This is a genomic window from Kouleothrix sp. 19917 (assembly GCF_057073505.1).
In genome coordinates this window covers 1634997-1648439 of sequence record NZ_CP097099.1, presented here as the reverse complement: position 1 = coordinate 1648439, position 13443 = coordinate 1634997, and the positions used below count along the sequence as shown (strand labels likewise).

Here is a 13443-nt window from a genome sequence, read left to right as displayed (position 1 = left end):
ATCGTAACCGCCCAACACGCGCTTGCAGCGGACGCCGCTTCGCGTCGAGCGAGATCGTGCATTTTTCAGCGCCCGTTTCTGCTACAATGTGGTTGCCATCAATCGGTGGCGGCGCCGCTAAAGCGCAACCCGTTCGGCGCACTCCTTCCGTCAGTCAAAGCAAAAAGTGTAAATAGTATATCCGACAGTAGAGGCTACATTCTATGTTCGATTCTTTCAAGGCCACTATCCGCACCGACATTGAAGAATTTTTGGCAACTGGAAAGATGCAGCGGGCCAAAACCTTAGCAAATCAGACAAAGCAGCATTTCAATCACAACCAATACCCACTTTACTTCAACGGTGCATTGGATTCCCGCATCATTCTAATACATCTCAATCCAAAGCATCCAAACACATATACTGATACCTATACAGGCAACCTATGGCTAAAAACGTTCGACGATTACTTCACACATCACGAGCACTTGGGTCACTTTCTCTATGGTCAAGCAGCGGCAAACCGCCATAAGTCTCCATTTGACCACAAGCAAATCCGATTTCTCAAGCCTTTTGGTGTGATCGATTTCATCGAAGAACGGACGCCTGAGGATACTTTCATCAATTTGGAACGAGTGCTCGATCATAAGCTACAACTCGAACTTATTCCCTACAGCTCGGATTCCTTTCATACCAAAGGATTTACACCATCAATCATCCGTCCTCATTTGGAGCGAGTTCTTGATGTTATTAGTGCTTGCCCACGAGACTATATCCTGTTCTGTGGTGCGGTATTTGATCTATTCTTTCATGAGCATATCACCGACACGTATCGCTTCAAACTTACAAAAAATGATGGTCAACCGACCCAAAACAGCGCACGATTCTCCAATCTAGAGTTTACATACAACGGGCAGAGCATTCACGCAGGTCTCGCCCATTCTTTTGCCCAGCAAGGTATTCCTATGTCAGCATACGGACGACAGTGCAAAATGCTCTATCGCAAACAATGATCTAGTAAGTAGCAAAGTATAGTGTCAGAAATGAGCGCCGAACACGGCGTTGCAGTTGACCGCTTCGCGCGCGAGATCGCCCGTTTTTTGATAGAAGCCTGAGCAGCGCGCTTGCGGCAACTGAACGCCAACCCGTTGGGCGAGTCTTAAGTGCAAGTTTGTCTCTATCTCGAACGGTGCTTTCTGTCTCTTCGGCAGAGGAACGCGGTGCAGCCGCGAAGGGCCGAATCGAGCGTGGAATGAAAGCCCGTTGTGCCGCGTGATTCCAGTCAGCGTTTTCTCAACCCCGCGTGGTGCGAACGCTCGTTGTGCTGAAATGGTTCCAGTCAACGATTTCGCAACCCTGATGCAGACAAAAGCCGGTTCTTTTCCATGTGGTCGCGGCAACGCCTTCTCAACCCTGCGTGGTACGAACGCCCGTTATGCCGCGTGATTCCGTGTCGCGCTTTCTCAACCCCGCATGGTGTAAGCGCCCGTTATGCTGAATGTGGTTCCGATCAGCGTGGTTCATCCAAGCGCAGTTGCTCGTAGCATTTCCAGCGTGATCGGCGTATGCCTCAGCTTGGCTTTTTATCAAGCCTCTCGCCCAACACGCGCTTGCAGCGGACGCCGCTTCGCGTCGAGCGAGATCGTGCGTTTTTCAGCGTCAGTTTCTACTACAATGTCTTTGCCATCAATCGGTGGCGGCGCCGCTAAAGCGCAACCCGTTGGGCGCGTCTCGTTTCGCAGGTTGTCTCGATCTTGAACAGCGCGTTATGTCACTTATGCACAAGAACGTTGTGCAGCCACCAAGGAACGAATCGAGTGTGGGATGAAAGCTCGTTGTGCCGCGTGGTTCCGTGTCGCGCTGTCTCAACCCTGCGTGGTGTGAGTGCCCGTTATGCTGCCGTGGTTCCGTTCAACGCCTTGCACACACCAGTGTGATTCGAACGCTCGTTATGCCACGTGGTTCCGTTCAAGGTCGTCTCAACCCTGCGTGGTGTGAAGGCTCGTTATGCTGATTGTGGTTCCGTCAGCGTGGTTCAGCCAAGTGCAGTTGCTCGTATCAATTCAGCATAGTCAGCTCATGCTTCAACTCGTCGCTCTATCAAAGCTCTCGCCCAACACGCGCTTGCAGCTGACGCCGCTTCGCGTCGAGCAAGATCGGGCGTTTTTCAGCGCCAGTTTCTGCTACAATGTAATTGCCATTTACTGGTAGCGGCGCCGCTAAAGCGCAACCCGTTGGGCCGGCACCCGATCAGCCGCTTCCCGCAAAAAGGCCGTTTTGCGTGACTCGTGATCGAATCACCAGTTGAAGTTTCGACGCACGCGACTCACAATCCAGCGACCATTGGCGAAATAGACGAATCCAAGTCGTGATGGCGGTCGTTTCACCAATAGCACGAATCACTTGCGCAAAAGCCGCTCCTGGCCGATAATAGGTGCTGTCGGATTCGTTCACTTTCATGTTGGGCGAGGACTAAAAGCCAGCCCCAATGGTAGAACCTATATTGCGAGATGTGATTAGAATTTTGCGAGAAAATGTACTTATAGTTTGCTGGGAAATATAGAAATGAAACAGTATTTGTTGCGATTGACAGTAATTATACTCATTGTCATTTCATTAGCGAGTTGTTTTTCTCAGGATGAAATTGATAGTTCTCCGTCGCAATCTTCTATATCATCTCTCATGCTCGATGCAGATGTATATCCACAAGGATGGAAAAGGATTATTTATAATGAAGAAAAAGATACTAATGCCACAATTATAGAACATAGCGAGATATTTTTTGAGTACGGCTCATATAGAAACGAACTCTCTATGCAAGAAATTTTACGATTTTCTTCATCGCGCGATGCTGAAGCAGAGTTTGATGGAAAATCAGAACAATATACCAATAGGCGCACCATCTTCGTACCACCAGAAATCTCTTTTATCGGTCTTAATGCAAATCGAACGAATATTCAGTGCTTTAGTGTAGAAAGTGAGGTTGGTTTAGGCATTATTCGATGTAATGTTTTTGCTCAATATGAAACACACCTACTAGTATTTAGTGCACCTGTTGGCCGTCAGTTAATGAGCTACGCCGATTTTAATAAAATACTTCACGAAATTGACAAGAAGATGGGGGCTATTAATCGAGCGTAGCATGAAGGCCCGTTGTGCCGCATGGTTCCGGGTCGCGTTTGCTCAATCACGCGTAGTACAAGTGCCGGTTGTGCTGACGTAGTTCCGGTCAACGTTTCGCGTATTTCAAACTCATACGAACGCCCGTTATGCCGCGTGGTTCCGTGTCGCGTTTACTCAGCCCTGCGTAATACCAACGCTCGTTGTGCCAGGTGTGGTTCCGGTCAGCGTGTTTCGGCCGAGCGCAGCTGCTCGTATCAGTTCCAGCATGGTCGGCGAATGCCTCAGCTTGGCGATTTATCAAGGCTCTCGCCCAACACGCGCTTGCAGCGGACGCCGCTTCGCGTCGAGCGAGATCGTAGGTATTTTCCGCGCCGGTATCTGCTACAATGTGCTTGCCATTTATCAGCAGCGGCGCCGCTAAAGCGCAACCCGTTGGGCCTCAGTCTGTCCTCAATCTCACACTTGGAACAATCATGCATCATCGATCCCGTACATCGCAGCCTACATCCACTGCTTATCCATTTTGGCATGTCTGGTTGTTCTATTTACCCGTAAGCCTTGCCTTGTTTGCTGCTCTCTGGTTGTGCGGCAATCTGCTTACTGACCTTCTTGGCGTTCAGGCTTGGCAATCGAATGATCATCTCCTCAAAGACACACTTGCCGATCCGATTATCCTTGCGCGCTTTTGTCTGAGTATTGCGCTCAGCGTTCTTGGTGCACATATTGTCTCTGTGCCACTGCTACGAATATATATCGCTCTCCCTCAACTCCTACGTTCTATGTTTGGCCTCATTACAGTGATTGCGTGCGTTCTGAGCAGTTGTATTCTTTTTCTTGGCGTGAGTGTTGTCATTCTTTCGCTCACTTCCCCCGATCGGGCGTCGGCCAACATCGCGGGCTATCGCATTCACTTGACGCAACGCGACTCAAATGATCTTGATTTTGGCGAACTCGTGCTCATTGTAACGCGCAGTGATGGAGCATTTTATGAACAAGTCGTGGAGGATACCTGGCAGAATTGCCAAAACTTCAGCACGGCTACCACCAGCGATCTTGTGACATTACGATGTTCATTTCCGCGAGGGGATGCCGTTTCGGTGATCATTGATCGCCAGCAAGCGATACTATGGATACGGCGCGATAACTACCCAGAGATACAAGCAAATCTGACAACAATCACATATACACGACCATAACGTGCTATCGTACTCAAGTATCGGCCCAACACGCGCTTGCAGCGGACGCCGCTTCGCGTCACGCGAGATCGTGCGTTTTTCAGTATCAGTTTCTGCTACAATGTGGCTGCCATCTACCAGTGGCGGCGCCGCTAAAGCGCAACCCGTTGGGCGCGTCTCGTTTCTCACGCTGTCTCGTTCTCGCAGGCTGCTTGCTGTCTTTTTGGCATAAGGAAGCTGTGCTGCTCAAAGAAACGAATCAAGCGTGGAATGAAAGCCCGTTGTGCCGCGTGGTTCCGTGTCGCGCTTTCTCACCCCCCCGTGGTGCGAGCGCCCGTTATGCTGACGTGGTTCCAGTCAGCGTTTGGCGCAAAGCAATGTGGTACGAAAGCTCGTTATGCCGCGTGGTTCCGTTCAAGGTTTTCGCAACCCCGCGTGGTGCGAGCGCCCGTTATGCTGAAGTGGTTCCAGTCAACGTGGTTCTGCCAAGCGCAGTTGCTTGTATCAGTTCAGCGTCGGTGGCGTATGCCTCAACTTGGCTGTTTATCAAAGCTCTCGCCCAACACGCGCTTGCAGCGGACGCCGCTTCGCGTCGAGCGAGATCGTCGTTTTTCAAGTGCCAGTATCTGCTACAATGTGATTGCCATCAATCGGTGGCGGCGCCGCTAAAGCGCAACCCGTTGGGTTGCCCTCCATTAACCATCTCCCTCATATGGCGGGCGTTTAAGGTGTCATAATAACGCTTGGGCAAACAATCCCTCTTGGAGAACCTATGGAACTGCTTGATGTCATCTACGAAGGCCCATCAATCGACGATCGTGATTTGCTCACGCAGTTGCCAAACGAGTACCGAGATCTCCTTCAGCAGCTCAACGGCTTCATTCAATTTAATGGTGGGCTGCATATACGTGGCCTCTGTACTGAACCACGATGGCACTCCCTCACAGAAGTTTGGTTTGGTGAGCATGCCTTATCCGTACTCTATTCGGACGTTCGTCCCGATGATATTCCGTTTGGCCAAGACGGTGTCGGTGATCAATTTGTGTTGCGTGATACGGTTGTCTATCACCTGAGTGCCGAAACCGGCGAGGTGGCCTCACTCGACTGCACCTTGGATGAATTCCTCCTGCGAGCTCAACACGATCCAGTTGGCTATTTGGGCTTACAGCCCATGCTGCAATTCTTTCAACAAGGCGGCACACTTACGCCTGGTCAACTCATCAACGTCTATCCGCCGTTTTGCTCAAAAGAATCGGCAAATGGTGTCTCCTTACGAGCTATTTCGACCCTGCAACGGCTTCGCTTTCTTGCCGATCTGGCACGGCAAATTGCGACGCTACCTGATGGTTCGCGAGTAGCTTTCAAAAGAGAACAGCAAAACAACAACGACGATAGTGGTGCGAAGGTGCAGTAACAGTCGCAAATCATCGTGAAACCCGGAGGGCAACCCAACACGCGCTTGCAGCGGACGCCGCTTCGCGTCGAGCGAGATCGTGCGTTTTTCAGCGTCGGTTTCTGCTACAATGTGGCAGCCATTTATCGGTGGCGGCGCCGCTAAAGCGCAACCCGTTGGGCCGCCCTCACCACTGCTCATACCAAAAGCACTACATGTGGTATCATCATATAAACATTCAAGTCCTGCTTTCTACCAGGAGCTATCGCAGATGTTCAACTCAAAGCTACCCACACCGGCGCGCCTCGAACAATGGGCGCGTCTCCGTATTGTCGGTAAACGTCATTATGTGCTCCACCACGGTTTGCTCAAAATCGGCACGTACATGTTTTTCATTCTCGGCGGTTGGTTCTTTCTCATGGAGACTGGGCTCGTGGTACTGCTCGTGGGCGGCACCCACTTGCCTGTTCCCCTCCCAATACGTGCCAGATTTTGGCCAGTGTTGCTTGTTATCGCAATGCTATCCTATACCTTCGGCTATATTGTGGGCAGATCACGATGGAATGCGAACGAGGAATGGTACGAGAGCTTCGCACAACAGCCGCCACGAGTCAACCACAATGCCGAATAAACCATCCTGTGGAACAAGGCGAGCGCAGTCGCTCTCCACGCACCTATCGCCAGTCGTACAATTTGTAATCTCAATCAAAACAAACCGGGCGGCCCAACACGGCGTTGCAGTTGACCGCTTCGCGCGCAAGATCGCCTGTTTTTTACAAAGCCCTGAGCAGCGCGCTCGCGGCGCCGCTAAAGCGCAACCCGTTGGGCGCGTCTTAGACGCAAGGTTGTCTCGATCACGAATGGCGGCCAATGTCTCTTCGGCACAAGAACGTGGCGCACTCACAAGGAACAAATCGAACGTAGGATAAAGGCCCGTTGTGCCGCGTGATACCGTCAGCGTTTTCTCAACCCCGCGTGGTGCGAACGCCCGTTATGCTGAAGTGGTTCCGATGAAAGTTTCGCGCGCTTCAAGGTGGTACCAAAGCCCGTTATGCCGCGTGATTCCGTTCAAGGTTTTCGCAACCCCGCGTGGTGCGAGCGCCCGTTATGCTGAAGTGGTTCCAGTCAACGTGATTCCGCCGAGCGCGGCTGCTCGTGTCGCATCAACGTCGGCGTCTCATGCTTCCATTCGGCTGTTTATCAAAGCTTACGCCCAACACGCGCTTGCAGCGGACGCCGCTTCGCGTCGAGCGAGATCGGGGTTATTTTCCGCCTCGGTATCTGCTACAATGTGACTGCCATCAATTGGAGCGGCGCCGCTAAAGCGCAAGCCGTTGGGCGAGTCTTAGGCGTGACGTGATCGCGATCTTCACAAGCAATTTCTGTCTCTTTGGCTTACGAATGCAGCGCGCCCACGAAGAAACCAATCAAGCGTGATATGAAGGCTCGTTGTGCCGCGTGATACCGTCAACGCTTTCTCAACCCTGCGTGGTACGAGTGCCCGTTATATTGATGTGGTTCTGTTCAATGCTTGGTACACACCAGCGTGGTACAAACGCCCGTTATGCCGCGTGGTTCCGTTCAAGGTTTTCGCAACCCTGTGTGGTGCGAGCGCTCGTTGTGCTGATTGTGGTTCCGTCAGCGTGATTCCGCCGAGCGCAGCTGCTCGTGTCACATCAACGTCGGCGTCTCATGCTTCCATTCGGCTGTTTATCAAAGCTCACGCCCAACACGCGCTTGCAGCGGACGCCGCTTCGCGTCGAGCGAGATCGTGCGTTTTTCAGCGTCAGTTTCTGCTACAATGTGACAGCCATTTACTGGTAGCGGCGCCGCTAAAGCGCAACCCGTTAGCCCGCAACCTATCACACACATCCTCAGGGCCAACGCATTATGAATGAAGCATAAAACGATGTTTTGTCTGTCAAACGCTTTCAGTATGGGCGAAACAAAGCAATATGGTTCTTTATGCTGTTTTTCGTGCACTCGTGCATCAGAGTGAGCAACTCGCCATCGCGTTTCTGATGCTATAATCACCTCTCTGAATGGTTTCCAGCAGCAGGAGGTGTGTGGTGGAATTACCGACGTCGCTTTCTCGCCATTTTGGCGATCTGCCCGACCCGCGTATCGACCGCTGTAAACACCACAAACTGATCGACATCATCTCGATTGCCATTTGCGCGGTTTTGAGCAGTGCTGATGGCTGGACCGACATCGAAGCCTATGGCCACGCCAAACACGCCTTGCTGGAGCAGTTTCTCGAGTTGCCCGCTGGCATTCCGTCGCACGACACCTTCGCCCGTGTCTTTGCGCGTCTTAATCCCACCGCGTTCCAATCCGCCTTTCTCGCCTGGGTCGACACCATTCGTGCCAAACTGCCCGGCGATGTGATTGCGATTGACGGCAAAACCGAACGTCGTACCCACGACCGTGCGATCGACCTGTCGCCACTGCATATCGTCAGCGCGTTCTCGGCGGCCAATCACCTGGTTCTCGGTCAGGTTCGCGTGAACAGCAAATCGAATGAGATCACCGCCATCCCGCTGCTGCTCTCGCTGCTCGACATCAACGATTGCATCGTGACGATTGATGCGATGGGCTGCCAGGTGGCGATTGCCGAACAGATTGTGGCGCAGGGTGGTGACTATGTGCTGGCGTGTAAAGACAACCAGCCGCAACTGGCGCGCGACATTGCACGCATCTTTGCCGAGCCGATTGAAGAGGAACACCTGGATCGATGCATCATCACAATGGAAGGTCACGGACGGAGCGAACGGCGCGAATATCGCAGCTGTGACCAAGTGGAGAGCATCGTCGACCGCGCGCGCTGGTCGCAGTTGCGCTCGGTTGTAAGGGTGCATTCGACGCGCACGTGTGATGGTGTGACGAGCGAGGAGACACATTCGTACATATCAAGTTTGCCGCTGGGAGCCGAGCGGGTTGCAGACGCCATTCGGCAGCATTGGGGGATCGAAAACCGGCTGCATTGGGTGCTGGATGTGGTGTTTGCCGCCGATGACAGCCGCGCGCGAATTGGTCACTCAGCGCATAATCTGGCAATTATTCGGCACTTGGTGTTGAACCTGCTGCGCGAGGAAACGACGTTGAAGGCGAGTGTACGTCAGAAGCGGCTGCGTGCGACTTGGGACGATGCCTATGCGATGAAAGTGCTTCAGGTTGAGCCACGTCTGTAGAACATTTGTAATGCGTTGGCCCTGCACACATCCTCCGTATAAAAGTCAGTGGAAAGGTACACGTTCTTCAATCTGAATTACTACCTCCCAGTTGCGAGGCCCGAAAATGAACTACTCCGTTCTGTTTGATGTTTCGCAGAAAGGCTACAACTGGTTTCCGGCGCTCCTTGGCTTATTCTTTATTGGCTTCGGTTTGGTGGGATTGAAATACCCGATATGGCGCGGCTGGTTGCGGATTCATCCCTTCATCACGATTGGAATTGGTGCGGCTGTCGGGTTGGGTGCATTCTTGTTTCAATACAATAATCAACACGCTTACGAGCGCATATTATCCCAAAATCAAGCCCAAATCGTGGAGGGTCAGATTGAAAACTTTCAGGCGATGCCCTACGGTGGCCATGCCGATGAAATGTTTACTGTGCAGGGGATCACCTTTGCTTACTCTGATTTTGAAATAACCCCAGCCTTCAATAACACGCGCGCACACGGCGGACCATTGCACGAGGGTTTATTCGTGAGAATTTACTATACAAGTAGCCGTGAATTTGCAGGACGCTATGCCATCTTACGGATCGAGGCAAGGCCCGAGAGAGCGTAGACAACCCTCCTATCCATAACAAAGGTACTGTAGAGAATATGGTTTCCAAACTAATCCAAACGAAACGACATACCACGATTGCGGGCTAACACGCGCTTGCAGTCCGACCGCCTTCGGCGCGCGAGATCGTGCCTTTTTTGATGCTTTCTGATGCTGCGCGCCTCGTCGGCGGCTGAAGCGCAAGCCGTTGGGCGAGTCTTAGGCGTACGTTTGTCTCGATCTCGTACGGCGCTTTCTGCCTTTTTGGCATACCAAAGCAGTATAGTCACAAGAGAGCGAATCGAGCCTGGGATGAATGCCCGTTGTGCCACGTGATACCGTCAGCGCTTGCTCAACCCCGCGTGGTGCGCGTGCCCGTTATGCTGGCGTGGTTCCGTTCAACGCCTTGTACACACCAGCGTGATTCGAAAGCTCGTTATGCCACGTGGTTCCGTTCAAGGTTTTCGCAACCCTGTGTGGTGCGAGCGCTCGTTGTGCTGATTGTGGTTCCGTCAGCGTGGTTCTACCGAACGCGGTTGCTCGTATCCGTTCAACGTGATCGGTTTATGCCTCAGTTTGGCTTTTTATCAAAGCTCACGCCCAACACGCGCTTGCAGCGGACGCCGCTTCGCGTCGAGCGAGATCGTGCGTTTTTCAGCGCTGGTATCTGCTACAATGTGGCAGCCATTTATCGGTGGCGGCGCCGCTAAAGCGCAACCCGTTGGGCGAGTCTTAGGCGTACGTTTGTCTCGATCTCGTACGGCGCTTTCTGCCTTTTTGGCATACCAAAGCAGTATAGTCACAAGAGAGCGAATCGAGCCTGGGATGAATGCCCGTTGTGCCACGTGATACCGTCAGCGCTTGCTCAACCCCGCGTGGTGCGCGTGCCCGTTATGCTGGCGTGGTTCCGTTCAACGCCTTGTACACACCAGCGTGATTCGAAAGCTCGTTATGCCACGTGGTTCCGTTCAAGGTTTTCGCAACCCTGTGTGGTGCGAGCGCTCGTTGTGCTGATTGTGGTTCCGTCAGCGTGGTTCTACCGAACGCGGTTGCTCGTATCCGTTCAACGTGATCGGTTTATGCCTCAGTTTGGCTTTTTATCAAAGCTCACGCCCAACACGCGCTTGCAGCGGACGCCGCTTCGCGTCGAGCGAGATCGTGCGTTTTTCAGCGCTGGTATCTGCTACAATGTGGCAGCCATTTATCGGTGGCGGCGCCGCTAAAGCGCAACCCGTTGGGCGGGTCTCGTTTCGCAGGTTATCTCGATCTCGCAGGTCGCTTGCTGTCTTTTCGGCATAAAAAAGCAGTGCTGCTCGAAAGACCGAATCGAGCGTGGAATGAACGCCCGTTGTGCCGCGTGATTCCAGTCAGCGTTTGCTCAACCCCGCGTGGTACGAGCGCCCGTTGTACTGAACGTGGTTCCGTTCAACGCTTGGCACATTTCAACGTGATACGAACGCGCGTGGTGCTGAGTGTGATTCCGGTCAGTGCTTTCGCAACCCGGCGTGGCACAAAAGCTCGTTGTGCTGAAGTGGTTCCGGTCAGCGTGATTCCGCCAAGCGCAGTTGCTCGTGTCGATGGAGCGTGATTGGCGTCTGCCTCAGTTTGGCTGTCTATCGAGGCTCACGCCCAACACGCGCTTGCAGCGGACGCCGCTTCGCGTCGAGCGAGATCGGGCGTTTTTCAGCGCCAGTTTCTGCTACACTGTGGTTGCCATTTCAGTGGCGGCGCCGCTAAAGCGCAACCCGTTGGGCGTCTTTCGTTTCTCAGGTTGTCTTGATCTCACAGGTCGCTTTCTGTCTTTTCGGCAGAAGAACGCAGTGCAACTCCGAAGGAACGAATCGAGCGTGGGATGAACGCCCGTTGTGCCGCGTGGTTGCGTGTCGCGCTATCTCAACCCTGCGTGGTGCGAGTGCTCGTGGTGCTGATTGTGATTCCGTTCAACGTTTGACCAAAGCAACGTGGTACGAAGGCTCGTGGTGCTGAACGTGATTCCGTGCAAGGTTTTCTCAACCCTGCGTGATACGGAGGCGCGTTATGCTGAATGTGGTTCCGGTCAACGTGATTCCGCCGAGCGCAGCTGCTCGTGTCAATGGAGTGTGATTGGCGTATGCCTCAGTTTGGCTTTTATCAAAGCTCACGCCCAACACGCGCTTGCAGCGGACGCCGCTTCGCGCCGAGCGAGATCGGTGTTATTTTCCGTATCGGTATCTGCTACAATGTGCCTGCCATTTATTGCAGCGGCGCCGCTAAAGCGCAACCCGTTGGGCGCGTCTCGTTTCCGAAGGCATCTTGTTCTCACACGTTGCTTTCTGTCTTTTCGGCAAAAGAACGCGATGAAGCCACGAAGAGCCGAATCGAGCGTGGAATGAAAGCCCGTTGTGCCGCGTGATTCCATTCAGCGTTTTCTCAACCCCGCGTGGTGCGAACGCCCGTTGTGCTGAAGTGGTCCCGATGAAAGTTTAGTGCGCTTCAACGCTGTACCAAAGCCCGTTATGCCGCGTGATTCCGTTCCAGGTTGTCTCAACCCTGTGTGGTACGAGCGCCCGTTATGTTGAATGTGGTTCCGGTCAACGTGATTCGGCCGAGCGCCGCTGCTCGTATCGCATCAAGGCCGACGGCTCATGCTTTCACTTTGCTGTTTATCAAAGCTCGCGCCCAACACGCGCTTGCAGCGGACGCGCTTCGCGCCACAAGATCGGGGCTTTTTCGGAAGATCATTTCGTGTAGAGTTTTCTTTCGTTCTTGGCAGCGCGCCGCTAAAGCGCAACCCGTTGGACCGCCAGCCATCAACGCCACGCAGCACGATCGCTTCTGAGGTGCTATACTGGTTATATCAATCACACATGGAAGGGAGTTGTTATGCCTACTAGATGGGACTTAGCAACCTACGATCGAGATAACCAGCTTGTACTTGTCGTAGAAGTTAAGAGTAGACTCAACGCGCCTCCTGAGTGGGCAGCTCGACTACGCCGCAATATTCTTGCGCATGGCACCTTCCCAAATGCTCCATACTTTCTTATGGTATTCCCAGATCGATTCTACCTTTGGAAAAATACAGAGCCAAATCTTGAACCGATCGAGCCGACATATGTTATTGATGCGCGCCCAGTACTTCAACCATATTTCGATCAGGCTGGTATAACACTGGATACCGTGAGCGGACAGAGTCTCGAACTCATCGTTTCATCTTGGCTCAATGAAATCATTCACAAGGCACCCGATGAGCTAGATTCTGCTCAGCAGTGGCTGATTGACTCAGGCTTATATAATGCCGTTGTTGGAGGGAGTCTTGACCATGAGGTTTTAGTGTGAATGTTTACGTCGAGACCAACTTCATACTCGAACTGGTATTTGAACAAGAACAACATACAAGTTGCGAGCAACTTCTGAATCTTTGCGAGACAGGAAAAGCACATCTAATCGTACCGGCGTATTGTCTCGCTGAACCTCATGAAAAACTCACACGTCAAGCAAGAAGTCGCCGCGAACTTCAGCAGAATCTCGAAGCCGAACTACGTCAGTTAGCTCGCACAACATCATATGCGACACGCATAAGCAGTATCCAAGATATCGCGACACTTCTGATACAAAGTAACGAGGAAGAGAAACAACGGTTTATTCACTTCCGCAACAGATTGACAAATGTAGCCGAGATCATACCGCTCACTCTTGATATCTTAAGAGATGCCGTCAACTACGAAGCGCCATATGACCTAAAACCTCAAGACGCTCTTGTATACACATCAGTAGTTACACATCTTCGCCAAAACAACTCATTCGCTAGCTGTTTCCTCAATAGGAACACAAAAGACTTTGACAATCCAGATATTGTTGATGAGCTCAGCAAGAATAACTGTACGATGATTCCGCGATTTGACCACGGCTACGGTTTTATTCAAGCACGATTACAGCCGTAAACACTGGCGGTCCAACACGGCGTTGCAGTTGACCGCTTCGCGCGCAAGATCGCCCGTTTTTTGATGAAAGCCTGAGCAGCGCGCT

11 protein-coding genes are annotated in these 13443 nt (G+C 52.5%); all 11 read left to right on the top strand.

Annotated elements, in window-relative coordinates; genetic code table 11:
- Window positions 1–203 precede the first annotated feature (203 nt).
- The 11 genes from M1P90_RS06795 to M1P90_RS06745 all read left to right on the top strand — a co-directional run bounded on the left by M1P90_RS06795 (window position 204) and on the right by M1P90_RS06745 (window position 13358).
- Window positions 204–992: a hypothetical protein gene (locus M1P90_RS06795; protein WP_483701849.1), complete on the top strand. Its 789-nt coding sequence runs from the start codon at window positions 204–206 to the stop codon at window positions 990–992.
- 994 nt (window positions 993–1986) lie between these two features.
- Window positions 1987–2190 carry a hypothetical protein gene (locus M1P90_RS06790; protein ID WP_483701848.1) on the top strand — a complete coding sequence of 68 codons (204 nt, stop codon included), beginning with the start codon at window positions 1987–1989 and terminating at the stop codon, window positions 2188–2190.
- A gap of 354 nt (window positions 2191–2544) precedes the next feature.
- Window positions 2545–3120: a hypothetical protein gene (locus M1P90_RS06785; protein WP_483701847.1), complete on the top strand. Its 576-nt coding sequence runs from the start codon at window positions 2545–2547 to the stop codon at window positions 3118–3120.
- Window positions 3121–3575: 455 nt separating this feature from the next.
- Window positions 3576–4298, top strand: coding sequence for a hypothetical protein (locus tag M1P90_RS06780; RefSeq protein WP_483701846.1), 723 nt, complete (start codon window positions 3576–3578; stop codon window positions 4296–4298).
- A 751-nt stretch (window positions 4299–5049) separates the two neighbouring features.
- Window positions 5050–5691: an SMI1/KNR4 family protein gene (locus tag M1P90_RS06775; protein ID WP_483701845.1), complete on the top strand. Its 642-nt coding sequence runs from the start codon at window positions 5050–5052 to the stop codon at window positions 5689–5691.
- 250 nt (window positions 5692–5941) lie between these two features.
- The gene (locus tag M1P90_RS06770) at window positions 5942–6301 is read left to right on the top strand and encodes a hypothetical protein (RefSeq protein WP_483701844.1); all 360 of its coding nucleotides are present in this window, start codon (window positions 5942–5944) and stop codon (window positions 6299–6301) included.
- A gap of 1438 nt (window positions 6302–7739) precedes the next feature.
- Complete coding sequence (locus M1P90_RS06765) at window positions 7740–8861, top strand: ISAs1 family transposase (protein ID WP_483696769.1); 1122 nt, start codon at window positions 7740–7742, stop codon at window positions 8859–8861.
- 106 nt (window positions 8862–8967) lie between these two features.
- Window positions 8968–9459: a hypothetical protein gene (locus M1P90_RS06760; protein ID WP_483701843.1), complete on the top strand. Its 492-nt coding sequence runs from the start codon at window positions 8968–8970 to the stop codon at window positions 9457–9459.
- 2089 nt (window positions 9460–11548) lie between these two features.
- Entirely contained in the window at window positions 11549–11830 is a 282-nt protein-coding gene (locus M1P90_RS06755) for a hypothetical protein (RefSeq protein ID WP_483701842.1), read from the top strand.
- 470 nt (window positions 11831–12300) lie between these two features.
- Entirely contained in the window at window positions 12301–12753 is a 453-nt protein-coding gene (locus M1P90_RS06750) for a hypothetical protein (RefSeq protein ID WP_483701841.1), read from the top strand.
- Window positions 12750–13358 (top strand): PIN domain-containing protein, encoded by a 609-nt coding sequence (locus M1P90_RS06745; protein WP_483701840.1) that lies wholly within the window; start codon window positions 12750–12752, stop codon window positions 13356–13358. Before M1P90_RS06750 ends, M1P90_RS06745 begins: the two co-directional genes overlap by 4 nt.
- Window positions 13359–13443 lie beyond the last annotated feature (85 nt).